This window comes from Asaia bogorensis (assembly GCF_900465345.1).
In the GTDB taxonomy this organism is placed as follows: Bacteria; Pseudomonadota; Alphaproteobacteria; order Acetobacterales; family Acetobacteraceae; genus Asaia; species Asaia bogorensis_A.
Map to the genome: position 1 here is coordinate 270,379 of NZ_UEGO01000010.1, position 14,788 is coordinate 285,166.

Consider the following 14,788-nt stretch of genomic DNA (forward strand, 5'->3'; position numbering starts at 1 on the left):
TCGGTGCGTCAGCCGTTAGGGCGGGCGCCATACAGGTGGAAGGCAAGCAGAAGCTTGGCGTCCTGCTGCGGGAGGGTCGGTATGGCAGCAAGGGGCAACACGCGAAGTCTGATATGCTCGTGCTCGCTCTCCAGCCCCGTTGCGCGATTGTCGAGACTGGCCAGCTCCGACGGCTCCAGATCGATTTCCAGCGCATAAAGCGTGAGACGTTCGTCACAACCACCGGGTGAAAGCGTGACGGTGCCGAGCGAGATCAGGTCCTGTTCCGCAAGCGCCAGTGTGATGCCCGTCTCTTCGGCAAATTCGCGCAGCGCCGTGCTCTGTACTGTGCCGTCATCGACCATTCCGGCGGGCAGGGAGAGGGACTCTGCGGTGGCGATAGGGAGGCGTGGCTCGCAGGTAAGCACGGTTCTCGGCGGGTGATCGGGATGACGCAGCACGACAAGAATACCGACGGAGTCCCCGCGCAGGAAGGCATAGCGGGGTACGGAAACCCCCTCATGACGGGCCTGCGCCTCGGCAAAGACAAAGCCGATCCGGCTGCCGAACTTCACGGCATCACGGATCATGAGGGAGGAAACCTCGAATTCGCGCTCCACGCCCTCAATCCAGCGACGCACATGGGGTGCGTTGGCAATGGCGTCGTGCCAGTCTTGTGGAATATGAGACGCAAAGGCCAGAACCATGCGGGGTTTTTCCTTGAGCCGGTTTATGGTTTTACTCACAACGAACCAGATGACCGGAACTGTCCATGATTTTTCTGCGCGCCCTGCTGGACGCCAATAGATGGCGGCCCCGTGATTCCCTGCCACCCGCGCCGCGTCCACTCACGCTCCATATCGTGGCAGGCGGTGGCTGCGATGGCTGTCGTATCGAGGCACAGGCCCTCCAGGGCGCGGCTTATGATCTGATCCGTCACGATATCCGTTTTGTCGACACACCCCATGATGCCGAGCTTTTGTTCGTCACCGGCGTTGTGACGCGCGCCATGCTGCCCGGGCTTCAGGCACGCTGGGAGGCCATGCCGGGGCCAAAGGGCATTGTGGCGATCGGTGATTGTGCGCTCGGTATGGGGCCGTTCGGGGTGAATTACGCCGTGCTGGGCGGTATCATGGAGGCGGGTCTGGCCGGTGTGCGGCAATGCGATGTGGCCCTGCGTGGCTGCCCACCCAGCCCGGCGGAAATCCTGCGTGCCCTGCTTCTGCTGACGACCGGACGGATCGTGAATGCATGAGTAATATCGAGACCGAACTGGTGGCGGTGCTCCTTGCGGTGCAGGATGAGCAGCCTCTTGTGCTGACACTCGACCAGGGGCGCAACCTGCCTTCCGGACCGCTGGAAACGGCGCATCGCTCCTTGCAGCGTGGTATGCGCCTCTGGGTCGAGCAGCAGACGCAATGTCACCTCGGCCATATCGAGCAGCTTTATACCTTTGCTGAGGCTTCGGGCGGTGAAGCGGGATCGGCGGATGCAGGGCAGGCAAGCGCAGACGCGCCGCGTCTTATACGTATCTCCTATATGGGGCTGACCCGTCTGGAGGATGCGCAGGAAGGCTGGCGCGGGCTGTACGAGTATTTCCCGTGGGAGAATTTGCGGGGCAGCGGAGCGGAACTGATCGAGAGCGAAATCGGTCGGGCGCTGCAAAACTGGGCCGGGCGCGATCCGGCACGGCAATGGCGCTGCGCCGAGACCTTCGGGCTTGAAGGGCAGCCCTGGAATGATGAGCTGGTTCTGCACCGCTATGAGCTGCTGTGGGAGGCCGATCTTCTGCCGGAATCGCGCAGGCCAGGCGCCTGGGTGGTACCCGGCCGTGCCATGCCGTCAGACCGTCGGCGCATCCTCGCGACTGCCCTGGCACGTCTGCGGGCCAAGATACGCTATCGCCCCGTGGTGTTTGAGCTCATGCCCGAGACCTTCACGCTCTGGCAGTTGCAGCGCACGGTCGAGGCCATTGCGGGAAGGCCGCTGCACAAGCAGAATTTCAGGCGGCTGATCCTGGCTCAGGACCTTGTGGAAGAAACGGGCGAGGCGGAAAACCAGCCCCAGGGACGCCCCGCGCGGCTCTATCGCTTCAGGCGCGAGGTGATCGGTGCCCGACAGCTTATGGGCTCCAAGTTACCGATTGCCCGGTCAGTGTGATCTCCGATGGCCTCCATCCGTGCTTTTTTGACAATCACGGCTTTGTGGCTTTGAAAACATCAGGGAGGCACCCAATGTATGGGTCTCAACAGTTTTGTCCCTATTATGCTCATATAGAGCATAACTAAGCGGAGAGGATCCGATGGATCAGATGACCCTCGTCAGAGATCGTGGCGATGCCCTGTACGAACCCGTTTCACGTCTGATGACGCGGGAGGACTGGGAGCGTAATTTCGAGGATGATATCCGGGCGATCCTGCGGCTGAAGCGCGAACGCAATGCAGTCATTCTCGCGCATAATTACCAGACCCCGGAAATCTTCCACTGCATCTCCGATATCCGCGGGGACAGTCTTGCGCTCGCCCGCGAAGCCCAGCGCTGTGAGGAGCAGGTGATCGTGATGGCCGGCGTTCACTTCATGGCTGAAACAGCCAAGCTGATGAACCCGGAGAAGACGGTGCTCATACCGGACTCGATGGCGGGTTGCTCGCTGGCGGAATCCATCACGGCTGACAATGTCCGGGCGCTCAAGGCGGCTTATCCCGGTGTTCCGGTCGTGACCTATGTGAACAGTTCGGTTGCCGTTAAGGCAGAGACCGATATCTGCTGCACGTCGGGCAATGCCAAGAAGGTGGTCGAGAGCCTTGGTGTGCCGCGTGTCATCATGATTCCTGACGAGTTTCTGGCGAAGAACATCCAGAACGAGACCGGCATCGAGATGCTCACCTGGCCTGGCCATTGCGAGGTTCATGAGCGTTTCACGCCCCTCGAGATCAGGCAGTACCGGCGTATGCACCCCGGTGTCGTGGTGCTGGCCCATCCGGAGTGTCCGCCCGAAGTTGTAGCGGAAGCCGATTATGCAGGCTCGACGGCGGGGATGATGGAGTTTGTGGCGGTCAAGCAGCCCGCCAAGGTGCTGCTGGTGACGGAATGTTCCATGAGCGACAACCTCGCAGCACTCAACCCGGCGGTCGAGTTCGTTCGCCCGTGCAATCTTTGTCCGCATATGAAACGCATCACGCTGCCCGCCATTCGTCGTGCGCTGGAGACCATGCAGGAGGAAGTGACCATTCCCGATGCGCTCTTCCCGCAGGCCAGGCGCGCGGTCGAGCGGATGCTTGCGGTCTGAGGGCCTGAGCCATGATGACACTCACCCGTTTCGCAGGCTGGCCCGTCATTGCGGGTGCGGGTCTTGCAGGGCTCTCGGCGGCCCTGCATCTCGATCGGCCCTGTGTGGTGCTCAGCCCGTCCCCTCTGGGGACGGAAGCGGCCAGCATGCTGGCGCAGGGCGGCCTCGCAGCGGCTGTCGGTCATGATGATGACGTGGCGCTTCATATGCGCGACACGCTCGATGCCGGTGACGGGCTGTGTGACCCCCGTGCCGTCGAGGCCATTATCGGGGCGGGTCCTTCTGCCATAGCGACCCTGCTCGACTGGGGGGTAGCGTTCACCCGTACCGGCGGCAGCGATCTGGACCTGCATCTGGAGGCGGCCCATTCGCGCGCGCGCATTGCGCATGTGAGTGGTGATGGCAGTGGTGCGGGAATTATGGAGGCGCTGATAGCGCGGGTCAAAGCCTCCCAGCGCATTGTGGTGCTCGATGGGGTGACACTGGACCACCTCCATGTGCTCGACGGACGTGTGCGTGGCGTATGGCTCAACACGGGTCAGTTCATTCCAACCAACCACTGTATCCTGGCCTGTGGCGGGGCAGGGGCGCTCTATGTCGGTGCAACGAGCCCTGCCAGCAATACGGGCCGGGGTCTGGCAGCCGCCGCGCGAGCCGGCGCCCGGCTGGCCGATATGGAATTTGTCCAGTTTCATCCAACTGCCCTCGATGTCGAGACAGGGGGTGGACGTTCGCCCCTGATCAGTGAAGCTGTGCGGGGGGCGGGAGCGGTGCTCGTGGATGAAACCGGCAACCGCTTTACGGACGAGCTGCAGTCCCGTGATCGCGTATCACGCGCGATTGCGCGCCATCGGGTACTGGGGCATCGCGTGTTTCTCGATGCACGCTACAATGGGCCTCATGCGCGCGGCAACCGGCAGGGTGCCGGGCAGGCGACGGGTTTGCGGCAGGTCTTTTCACGCCAGTTTCCGGGTATTGCGCGCATCTGTGCCCAGCACGGTATCGACCCCGACCGTGAGCCCATTCCGGTAAGGCCGGCGGTTCATTACCACATGGGCGGTGTGGCGACAGATCTGCATGGCCGGGCAAGCCTCGCGGGGCTATGGGCCTGTGGCGAGGTCGCCTGCACCGGGTTGCACGGCGCGAACAGACTGGCCAGCAACTCCCTGCTTGAGGCGTTCGTGATGGGGCGGGCCGTGGCGTGGGATGTGAACAATGCCACGCGCGAGCGCCATTCCTGCCAGAATCCCACAGAGCCTGTGCGCTTTGGTGCGGCGAGTTTTGGGCCGCGCATGGATAAGGGGGCAGGGATCCTGCGGGATCATGACGGGCTGGAGGGTCTGTCGGCCTTTCTCACCCCGCTTGCCGCGCGCGATGACCATGCTCTGGTTGGTGCTGCCATCGCCAAAGCTGCCTTACGCCGCAAGGAGAGCCGTGGAAGCCACTGGCGTCTCGATGGAGACGAAGCGCCTCAGACCGGCCGCTACCAGTTTACCCTTGCCGAAATCGGCCTTGGGTCGGGCGATATCGCCGCGGTGGGTTCGGATCCCATGATCCATGCGCAGAGGAGCTTTGTGCACGCATGACAATTTTCATTCCTCCCTTGCCCGATCTGTTGTGGGAACCTGTCATACGGGCCGGTCTGGCCGAGGATTTTGGCACCGGGGGTGACGCCACGTCACAGGCCATTGTCCGGCCCGGCCAACGCCTGCGCGCGGTATTCCGCGCCCGTCATGAAGGCGTTATGGCTGGAATGGCAGGTGTCAGGCTGGCATTTTCCCTGCTTGACCCGAATGCGAATTTCACAGCGCTCAAGGAGGATGGATGCCGCATCGCGCCGCGGGACATCCTTGCTGAGATCGAGGGGCCTGCGGAGGTCGTCCTGGGGGGAGAGCGCACAGCGCTCAATCTGCTCTCCCATCTGAGCGGCATCGCAACCGCAACGCGTCAGGTTGTGGACGCCATCCACGGTACGAAAGCTCGCGTATGCTGCACGCGCAAAACCCTGCCGGGCCTGAGAGCCATTCAGAAATATGCCGTCAAGGCGGGAGGCGGGAGTAATCATCGCTATCGTCTCGATGATGCGATCCTGATCAAGGATAATCATATCGCCTTGTGTGGAGGGGTGGCTTCGGCGCTCAAATCCGCAAGGCAGCGCGCAGGGCATCTGATGGCGATCGCGCTTGAAGTCGACACGCTCGATCAGCTCGAAACGGCCCTCTCGACGGGCGGGGCAAATGTCTATCTGCTCGACAATATGGGTCCCGACATGCTTCGGCGCGCCGTGGAGATGGTGAAGGGCCGCGCCCTGACAGAAGCCTCCGGTGGCATCACGCCTGATACCGCGCCAGCCATCGCGGCTTCAGGGGTGGATGTGCTCTCCCTCGGCTGGTTGACCCATAGCGTCAAGGCTCTCGATATCGGGCTTGATATCGATCTGTAACGATCTCGCCTTCTCCTGCTTCCACCCTCATTCCGGGCAGGGGGGAAGCAGGACCGCACCCCAGTGATTCATCGGTGCTGCACATGAGCGAGCGCTATCCGGCATAGAACGGTTTGCGTTCTGGTCTGTTCGGCCTGCGCATGCCAGCACGGTCGATTGAAGGCGAGAGATCGTCGGCCTTCCGGGAGGGAGGGCCTTCTCAGCGCGTTCTGAGTGGGCGCAGGTCAGACAAGCCAAGCCTTGGAACGCATAAATTCATCAAGCTTCCAGGCAGGGCCGGGTGGCCCCTATGCATCAGACCCGAACAGAAACGTTCCATATACGACACATTACGACTTGATTTCGACTTGTATACCTGCTTGTGTGCACGAAGATATAAAACTGCAAGCGGGACTTGTGAGATGTAACTTTATGTCTCACAAGTAATAAACTCGAAAACTTTCGGAAATTGGGAAGAGGGTCTCGATGGCGTATGTGTTTGGTCGTGCGAAACTGAAAATCGGGCTGGCAATCTGTCTAGCCTCGGCCACCTGTCTGTCGCAGAATTTCGCCCATGCGGCCTCCAGTGCGCCGGCTTCAGCCGGGACCGCGCGTCATGGTAGCCCGAAACATACGGTGGCCCGGCCTGGCCAGACAGCAACGGCACCTGTGCAGCACGCGGGTCGCAAGAAGGCTGTCGAGGCCAAGGGCGAGGAGCAGATATCGGTCACGACTTCACGTCAGGCCCTCAATGGCGGTGGTGGCATGATGCGCATCGAGCACGCGCCGCGTAATGTGCAGACCGTCGATCATGAATATATCTCCATGCGCAACCCATCGAGCACGGCGCTCGATCTGATCCAGAACCTTCCCAGCGTCAGCATCAGCACGCCCGACCCCTACGGTATGCAGGGCGGTCAGATCCAGACACGCGGCCTGACCGATCTCGACATGGCGCTTCTGGTCGATGGCGCGCCCGCTGCGGCCGCCAAATACATCACGGAGAATGTGGATACCGAGAACGTCGAATCCGTCTCGCTGACGCCCGGCAGTTCCGAGACCGCGTTGCCCGTCATGTCGGCGGCCAGCGGAACGATGAACGAGACCACCCATACGCCTGACAGGAAGTTTGGCGGTCTGGTCGATTTTTCCTATGGCACGAACAATCTGTCGCGCGAATTCATCCGGTTGGAAACCGGCGAAATCGGCCATAGCGGCGTGCGCGGCTATGTCTCGTTTTCAAACACCCACACACGCAGCTGGATGGGGGCGGGTATCAATGACCGTCGTCATGTTGATTTCGGCCTGAACAAGCAGTGGAAGAATGGCTCGTTTGCCAAGGCCTTTGTCTCGTGGAACTGGGAAGACTTCACGATCGACAATTATCCGACCCAGCAGGAATTCTATAAATACAAGCATACGGGTGAAGGCTACGGCCGCTCGGCAAATTCGAACAATATCAACTACTGGAAAAACAATACCGATTACTGGAATCAGGTCTATCTTTCTGCTCCGATCCATATTGTCCTGACTCGCCGCATCGCCTTCGATCTTCAGCCTTATTATAACCTTGGACGGGGCTGGGATGCGTCACCAGGTGGCACGGTAACACAGGCTGATGGTACCACCCGCAACGTGACCAGCTACTTCCTGCAGGGAGCGACTGAGCGCCGTGGGGCGACCGCAAAGCTTGGTATCGATGTGGATCGCCACAACCATGTGTCTGTCGGCTACTGGTACGAAAACAACTACACCCAGCAATCCTACCCAACCAGCTACACCCAGGATAACGGTGCTGCCCCCAGCCCCAACTGGGCAGCCTATCGGATCGACGCGGGCGATCAGCAAAATGCTGGGACGGAAATCCACAGCCTGTTTGTCGAGGATCATGCCAAATATCTGAATGACAAGCTTGATATCCAGGCCGGATTCAAATTCGTCATGTCCAATACCTGGAACAAGGATCTGTACGGGCGCATGTCCAACAATCGGACCGCCCCTTTGCCGCAGCTTTCTGTCGGCTATACCATCGACGAGCATAGCCAGATCTACCTGAATGCAGAAGGGGATTACCGTCAGCCGAGCGCCGTGGATCTGGGATGGCTCTATACCAGCGTACCGATCCCGAAGAACCAGTATTCCATCAAGGAAGAGCTGGGTTATCGCTATCATGATCAGCACATCATCGTTGATGCGTCATTCTTCAACTACAACGTCACCAACCGTATCGTGAATCAGTATCTGGGCATGAACCAGTTCAAGCCGTTCTCGATCGGTAACCAGCATATGCGTGGTTTCGATTTCATGATCTCGGGCCGCCCGATTCATGGATTCAGCCCCTATGCCTCGGTCGAATATCTCCATGCTGTTCAGGACAGCAATGTGTTCGACCCCTATACAAATGTCATGCTGAACTCGAAGGGCACGCAGGCCATCATGGCGCCGCGTGTGCTCGCGAATTTCGGTCTGACCTACAAATATGCCGGGTTTTTCGGCAATGCGAGCCTGCATTATACGGGCCCGCAATCGGTCAGTGTCGCAGGCGATCAACGCATGCCCGGCTTCGTTACGAACACGATTTCACTGGGCTATCGCTTCAAGCCAATCGGCATCGTCCAGTCGCCGACCATCAAGCTGAACTTCGCCAATGTGACGGGCTCGATTGTGCGAACGGGGGCTATGGGTGCGATCTATAGCGCGAAGGATCCGAGCACGGTCTATAGTGGCAGCCTCGCGCCCTATACCGGCTATGGCAATTCCTTCATGACGGCTGCGCGCTTCACCATGACAGGAACGGTCTCCACCAGCTTCTGAGTGGAGCTCGCTCAAGGCAGAACCATCGAAAACGCCCCGGCCGAAGCGCGGGGCGTTTTTTGCAGGTCAGCCGAAGGTGAAGGAGAATGCCTCGACACCGGGTGACAGAAACTCGATGCGAAACAGATGGTCGCCCACGTTGTTCTCACCCTGGCGAATGAGCTGATAGAGACGCTGGCCGCTCACCGTTCCCATGCCGTCGGCATCGCAATCTGTTCCGTGCATGGCACCCGGGGGCTGGCCATCGAGGGTGACACGAAACCTGACGGGTTTGTCGTCTTTCGCTGGACCAAGCACAAGGTGCAGGTCGCGCGCATGGAAGCGAAAGGTAATTGAACCACCCGTCTTGTTAAGGCGGGCGGCTTCAGGCCCGATCGTCCAGTTCCCGCTCAGGCCCCATTCGTTGAGGGCGGGGCTGTTTTCAATGACATAGTCATTGGGTGAGTCCTGAACGGCGCCCCCGGTCGAGATGAAATGACTGGCGCGCTCATAGCCAATATAGGTTTCGGGGGAGCCGATAGCAGAGAGATCGGCTTCGGATTGCTCGCCCGTTCCCACAGGATGAACGAGGTCATCTGGCACGTTCTTCGCGCCATTATCACGCAGCATGGCCTGAATCTGATGTTCGGAGCGGTCGTAATCACCTTCTCCGAAATGATGGGCCTGTATCTTGCCATCTCCTTCAACGAAATAGGCGGCAGGCCAGTATTCGTTGTTGAAGCCGTTCCAGATGGCGCGGTCGTTATCGACGGCTACCGGGAAGGTGATGTGGAAGCGCGCGACCGCTTTCTCGATGTTTTCGAGGTTTTTCTCGAAGGCAAATTCGGGCGCATGGACGCCAATCACGACAAGCCCGTAGGGTTTGTATTTATTGGCCCAGGCCTCGACATAAGGCATTTCGCGCAGGCAGTTGATGCAGGAATAGGTCCAGAAATCGACCAGAACCACCTTGCCCTTAAGCGCCTGCGCCGTGAGCGGCGCAGAGTTCAGCCAGTTGGTGGCGCCACTCAATGAGTCGAGCGGAGCCGCTTTTGCCCCTGTAATGGCCCCCCCGAACGCCAGGGCGAAGCATAAGCCGCCCAGGGCGAGACGCATCTTCGCAAGGTGGGGGACAGGTGGCAGGGCCGACCCGAACCGGAACCGGGCTGCTTTGCGCGGCGCAATGGCAGGCTGGATTGAGAGAGGATGGAAAGAACCGGAAGCGCGCTGAGCCATGAACAGGCCTTTTCGGGCAGGGGCAACGTGCTTCCGGGGCCTGTCAGGTCAGTCGCCGGAACCCGTCGCTGCGAGAAGTTCAGCGAGAACGGCGGGGGTTCCTTTCTGTTCCATTCTCTCTGCCATTTCACGTATCAGGCTGCGATGCGCTTCGCTCAGGGTGAAGCTCTCGAACACCGTCATGCTGAAAACGCTCTCCCATGACAGGGCCCGCTCGCGCTGGGTGTCGCTCATGGCGGGTTCGAACGGCTCAAAGCGAGCGCCGGCATCGGTACGGCCGTGCAGGTAGCGAATGAAGCAGGCCAGCACGAAGGCGATGCGCTGTATGTCAGCCCCTTTTTCAATCAGCACGTTCCATGTCGGCGCAAGAAAGACGGGCAGTTTGCTGCCGCCATCACCCGTGATGCGGGCCAGCCTGTCGCCCACGGCCGGATTGCTGAAACGGGCCACGATCAGGTCACGATAATCGGGCAGGGACATACCGGCAGGCGCGGTAAGATGCGGGATGACGTCCAGCGTCATGAAGCGATCGACAAGAGCATGGATGCCCGGATCGGTGATCGCATCGCGCACGGTGTCGAGCCCGGCAAGCTGGCCGGGATAGGCCAGCATGGAGTGGGAGGCATTGAGCATACGCACCTTGGCCAGCTCGTAGGGATGCACGTCAGGGACGAGCTGCGCGCCGACCTTTTCGAGTTCGGGGCGCCCGTTGACGAAATGATCCTCAATGACCCATTGCGCGAATTCTTCCGAGATCACGGGCAGCTGGTCAATCACCCCACATTCCGCATTGACCCGCTCGGCGTCTTCCTTGAGCACGGCTGGCGTGATGCGATCGACCATCGAACTCGGAAATGACACCTCCTGGGCGATCCAGGCCGCCAGATCGGGGTCGAGCGCCTCGGCATGGGCCAGAACGGAACGGCGCGTCACCACGCCATTATCGCGCAGGTTATCGCAGGATAGCACGGTGAAGGGCGCAATGCCCGCCTCACGGCGACGGCGCAGCCCTTCGACAATAAAGCCAAAAGCCGATTCCGGTCGGGCCGGATCGGCCAGTTCACGCTGGGTCAGAGGGGCTTCCAGACGGTAGGCACCTGTGGCGTGATCCTGATTATAGCCGCCTTCCGTGATGGTCATGGAGACGATGCGCGTCGTAGGAGCAGCAATGCGGGCCAGAACGGCCTCAGGGTCGGCCGGGGCGAAAAGATAGGCGATCATGCTGCCGATCACCTGATGGCGGGTCTTTCCGTCAGGGGCATAGCGCGTCAGTGTGTACAGGTCGTTCTGCGCCGGAAAGGCCTCCAGCTTGAGGCGTTCGGTGGCGTCATCAATCAGCCCGACGCCGCAGAAGGCCCAATGGCTGTTGCCCGGTTCGTGCAGAAGCTTGTCCATGTACCAAAGCTGATGAGCGCGGTGGAAATTGCCCACGCTCAGATGCACGATCCCGGCTGTCAGGGCGTCGCGATCATAGGAGAAGGTCTCGACACTGGAGGGGAGGGCCGGGAGAGTTGCTGTGGAAAGAGCAATCATGAGCTATCCTGGGTGTGATCTTTCGCGATCACAACAATGGCGTTGGGGTCGTCCTGCCCCGGATGGAAAAATGCCGGAACAGTCCGGGCATGGCCTCGTTCGGCCACGCAATCTGTAGTGCAGCGCGCCGGATGATGTGGCGGTTCCCTGATATCCCTCAAGCGATAAAACGGACTGTCTATGGCACTATTTGGTGAGGAGGATTACACCGCCCCGATGACGAACAGGAAAACGATTGCCGTAATTGGCGCGGGCCCGGCCGGACTTGCCGCCGCCGAGCGGATTTCGGCGGCCGGGCACGATGTGGTGGTCTATGACCATATGCCAAGCCCGGCCCGTAAATTCCTGATGGCCGGGCGCAGCGGGCTGAACCTCACCCATGCCGAAGATCTTTCCGTGTTCCGGACGCGCTATGGTGCAGCAGAGGCATGGCTCGCGCCGTTCATCGAGCGCTTTCCTCCGCAGGCGCTGCGCGATTGGGCCGACGGGCTGGGGCAGAGCTGTTTTACGGGCAGCAGCGGTCGCGTTTTTCCTCATGCCATGAAGGCCTCACCGCTCTTGCGGGCGTGGCTCGGGCGTCTGGCAGCGCAAAACGTGCGGCTTGCTTTGCGCCACCGCTGGACCGGATGGGACGCACAGGGACGGTTGCAATTTTCCACGCCTGAAGGCGTGGCCAGTGCCTCCCCGGACGCTGTTGTTCTGGCCCTGGGTGGTGCATCATGGTCTCGTCTGGGGAGTGATGGCGGATGGGTTGAGTACCTGCCCCCCGAGAGCGTTGCCCCGCTCCAGCCAGCCAATTGCGGCTTTCAGACATGCTGTCCTGCGGCCTTTCACGAGCGCTTCCACGGTGAGGTGCTCCATTCGGTCGTCATCAGTGGGGCGGGCGTGCAGGCACGGGGTGATGTGACCATCACGCAGCGCGGCATCGAAGGGGCACCAGTCTATCGCGTGTCGGCAGCATGGCGCGACGCGCTGGCGGAGAGGGTGCCGCTCGACATCAGGATCGATTTCCGCCCCGGCCTGACCCGTGACGCACTCACCCAGCGTCTGGACAAATTCCGTGCGCGGGAGAGCCAGGCGAACAGGCTGCGTCGCCTTGGCCTTTCCGCACCCGCCCGGTGGCTGCTGCGCGAGGCGCTCGAAAATCGGGTGCAACCCGCAGGGTCCTGCGTTGAAAATCAGGGGGAAGGGGCCGCTGACGGGCTGGCCGCGCTCATCAAATCCTGTCCGTTGGGGCTGAGCGGCACGGATGCCCTCGACCGGGCCATTTCCACATCGGGCGGTGTGCGGCGCGATGCCGTGAATCAGGCGCTGATGCTCAAGGCGCGGCCCGGCGTGTTCGTGGCGGGAGAGATGCTGGACTGGGAAGCGCCAACGGGCGGCTATCTGCTTCAGGCCTGTTTCGCCACCGGTCGGGCGGCAGGCGATGGGGTACTGTCGTGGCTGGAGGCGGGACCATAGAGTCTGCGCACATTCTGGTCCGAGAATGGCGGTAATCGCATGGGACGAATTGTCTTCTGACTCGCTCCATAATGTGACCCGTTCACCACGTGCAATTTCCGTGATGCTATCCGATGATAACCTGAACGCTCTGATACTTCGCTAAGCGCCAAAGACTCTCAAGATTGCCAGGGGGTGGGTGGAGGCTGACTCGACGGGCGGTAAAACCATCGATTTTGGAATTGCGGATATCGAATCACCGAAGCAGGACATCGCATGAGCACCGTCATTCCTTCTTGGCAGATCCCCACCCGTCGTGCCCGGCTCATCCGCACCAGAAAATATGTAGCCGTAATCTGCATGGAACGCTGGGGGGGAAGTTACTTCTCACGCTCTGGCTGGTCCACCTTCATTCCCCGCAAACAGGTCACGATGGAATGGATCGGGGCCAATCTCAAGAAGGCGCTGTATAGCAGTGAAGATTTCGGGGCTCGCTTACCTAGGCCTATCCCGGATGAACCCTTTGATTCCATGGAGCCGGAATCGGGAGCCCAATTTAATGAGTTCTGGCTACGTATCCAGCAGGAGTTCGGCTTCAAGGACCTTCTGAGTGCCATGTCAAAATCGGCAATGGTTTTTGTAGACTGGCCTGAGGACAAAGAGGATCAGGTCGAAATGCTTTCTTCTCGCGGTAGGGGCGCGGGCCATTCCGCCTGGGCCACCAATGAGAATTTCGGCAAGGTCTTTCATGCCTCGATCAATTTGAGCGATCTCGAATTCGGCGAGGTCGCGGTGCAGGCTCTGGATCGTTGCCAGCCGAATTACGCGTGAAACGCGCGAAGATCCGCGTTGCGGCTGACTTTGCGGGCAGTAAAACCATCGATTTCAGGATTGCAGATATCGCATGAGCACCGTTATTCCTTCCTGGCAGATCCCCACCCGTCGTGCCCAGGTCATCCGCACCAGAAAATATGTAGCCGTGATTTGCGAGGAACGTTGGAGCGGGAGTCACTTCTCTCGCTCCGGCTGGTCCACCTTCATTCCCCGCAAACAGGCCACGACGAATTGGATCGGAGAGAACCTTAAAAAGGCCCTGTATAGCAGCGAGGATTTCGGGGCTTACTTGCCTCGGCCGATCCCCAGTGAAATCTCAAAGCCCGCATATGACGAATCAGACTGGAAGTCGCATAAATTCTGGTTGCGCATCCAGCAGGAATTCGGCTTCAAGGATATTCTGACCGCCATGTCCAAATCCGCCGGCATCTATATGGACTGGCCCGAAGACCAGGGTGATCGGGTGCGGATCGTCGCAACGCGTGGTCGCGGCGGTGGCTTTTCCGCCTGGGGTACCAATGAGAATTTCGGCAAGGTCTTTCACGCCTCGATCAATTTGAGCGATCTCGAATTCGGCGAGGTCGCGGTGCAGGCTCTGGATCGTTGCCAGCCGAATTACGCGTGAAACGCGCGAAGATCTGCGTTGCGGCTGACCCTCAAACAAGCTCCAAAACCATTGATTTCAGGATTGCTGACATCGCATGAGCACCGTCATTCCCTCTTGGCAGATTCCTACCCGTCGAGCTGAGGTCATCCGCACCAGAAAATATGTGGCCGTGATCTGCACAGAGCGTTGGGGAGGAAGTTATTTCTCCCGCTCTGGCTGGTCGACGTTCATCCCTCGCAAACAGGTCACGACGGAATGGATCGGCGCCAATCTCAAGAAGGCGCTGTATAGCAGCGAAGATTTCGGTGCTCACTTGCCTCGACCTATTCCGGACGAACCCTTTGACACGATGAAGCCAGAATCAAACGCTAAATCTCGTGGGTTCTGGTTGCGTATCCAGCAGGACTTCGGCTTCAAGGATAACCTAACGACCATGTCCAAATCGGCTGGCATCTATATCGATTGGCCCGAAGACCAGGGTGATCAGGTGCGGATCCTCGCAACGCGTGGTCGCGGCGGTGGCTTTTCCGCCTGGGGTACCAATGAGAATTTCGGCAAGGTCTTTCACGCCTCGATCAATTTGAGCGATCTCGAATTCGGCGAGGTCGCGGTGCAGGCTCTGGATCGTTGCCAGCCGAATTACGCGTGAAACGCG

At 60.0% G+C, this 14,788-nt stretch carries 13 protein-coding genes; 10 read left to right on the forward strand and 3 right to left on the reverse strand.

What is annotated here, in order from left to right; genetic code table 11:
* Positions 1-8: 8 nt before the first annotated feature.
* Complete coding sequence (locus ED655_RS04915; RefSeq protein WP_122049192.1) at positions 9-686, reverse strand: NUDIX domain-containing protein; 678 nt, start codon at positions 684-686, stop codon at positions 9-11.
* A 65-nt stretch (positions 687-751) separates the two neighbouring features.
* On the opposite strand from ED655_RS04915, the gene ED655_RS04920 reads away from it, so the two are divergent.
* The 6 genes from ED655_RS04920 (at position 752) to ED655_RS04945 (ending at position 8,504) form a co-directional block, all read left to right on the forward strand.
* Positions 752-1,234, forward strand: coding sequence for an NADH-quinone oxidoreductase subunit B family protein (locus ED655_RS04920; protein WP_122049193.1), 483 nt, complete (start codon positions 752-754; stop codon positions 1,232-1,234).
* Positions 1,231-2,139 carry an NUDIX hydrolase gene (locus ED655_RS04925; RefSeq protein ID WP_031240959.1) on the forward strand — a complete coding sequence of 303 codons (909 nt, stop codon included), beginning with the start codon at positions 1,231-1,233 and terminating at the stop codon, positions 2,137-2,139. Before ED655_RS04920 ends, ED655_RS04925 begins: the two co-directional genes overlap by 4 nt.
* Positions 2,140-2,290: 151 nt before the next feature.
* Positions 2,291-3,268, forward strand: coding sequence for a quinolinate synthase NadA (nadA, locus tag ED655_RS04930; protein WP_408735644.1), 978 nt, complete (start codon positions 2,291-2,293; stop codon positions 3,266-3,268).
* Between the two features lie 11 nt (positions 3,269-3,279).
* Positions 3,280-4,854: an L-aspartate oxidase gene (locus tag ED655_RS04935; RefSeq protein ID WP_122049195.1), complete on the forward strand. Its 1,575-nt coding sequence runs from the start codon at positions 3,280-3,282 to the stop codon at positions 4,852-4,854.
* Positions 4,851-5,711 carry a carboxylating nicotinate-nucleotide diphosphorylase gene (gene nadC, locus ED655_RS04940; protein WP_122049196.1) on the forward strand — a complete coding sequence of 287 codons (861 nt, stop codon included), beginning with the start codon at positions 4,851-4,853 and terminating at the stop codon, positions 5,709-5,711. Before ED655_RS04935 ends, nadC begins: the two co-directional genes overlap by 4 nt.
* Positions 5,712-6,176: 465 nt before the next feature.
* Complete coding sequence (locus ED655_RS04945; protein WP_122049197.1) at positions 6,177-8,504, forward strand: TonB-dependent receptor; 2,328 nt, start codon at positions 6,177-6,179, stop codon at positions 8,502-8,504.
* A 66-nt stretch (positions 8,505-8,570) separates the two neighbouring features.
* On the opposite strand, the gene ED655_RS04950 is transcribed toward ED655_RS04945, so the two are convergent.
* Together ED655_RS04950 and ED655_RS04955 are read right to left on the reverse strand one after the other, a co-directional pair.
* Positions 8,571-9,719 (reverse strand): redoxin family protein, encoded by a 1,149-nt coding sequence (locus ED655_RS04950; RefSeq protein ID WP_122049198.1) that lies wholly within the window; start codon positions 9,717-9,719, stop codon positions 8,571-8,573.
* A gap of 48 nt (positions 9,720-9,767) precedes the next feature.
* Positions 9,768-11,252, reverse strand: a complete 1,485-nt coding sequence (locus ED655_RS04955) for a mannitol dehydrogenase family protein (RefSeq protein WP_122049199.1) — start codon at positions 11,250-11,252, stop codon at positions 9,768-9,770.
* Between the two features lie 216 nt (positions 11,253-11,468).
* On the opposite strand from ED655_RS04955, the gene ED655_RS04960 reads away from it, so the two are divergent.
* The 4 genes from ED655_RS04960 (at position 11,469) to ED655_RS04975 (ending at position 14,782) form a co-directional block, all read left to right on the forward strand.
* Positions 11,469-12,713: a TIGR03862 family flavoprotein gene (locus ED655_RS04960; RefSeq protein WP_122049248.1), complete on the forward strand. Its 1,245-nt coding sequence runs from the start codon at positions 11,469-11,471 to the stop codon at positions 12,711-12,713.
* A gap of 255 nt (positions 12,714-12,968) precedes the next feature.
* Entirely contained in the window at positions 12,969-13,523 is a 555-nt protein-coding gene (locus ED655_RS04965; RefSeq protein WP_122049200.1) for a hypothetical protein, read from the forward strand.
* A 73-nt stretch (positions 13,524-13,596) separates the two neighbouring features.
* A complete protein-coding gene (locus tag ED655_RS04970; RefSeq protein WP_122049201.1) occupies positions 13,597-14,151 on the forward strand; it encodes a hypothetical protein in 555 nt (184 codons plus the stop codon).
* Positions 14,152-14,227: 76 nt separating this feature from the next.
* On the forward strand, positions 14,228-14,782 hold the full coding sequence (locus ED655_RS04975) for a hypothetical protein (protein WP_122049202.1): 555 nt from the start codon (positions 14,228-14,230) through the stop codon (positions 14,780-14,782).
* Positions 14,783-14,788 lie beyond the last annotated feature (6 nt).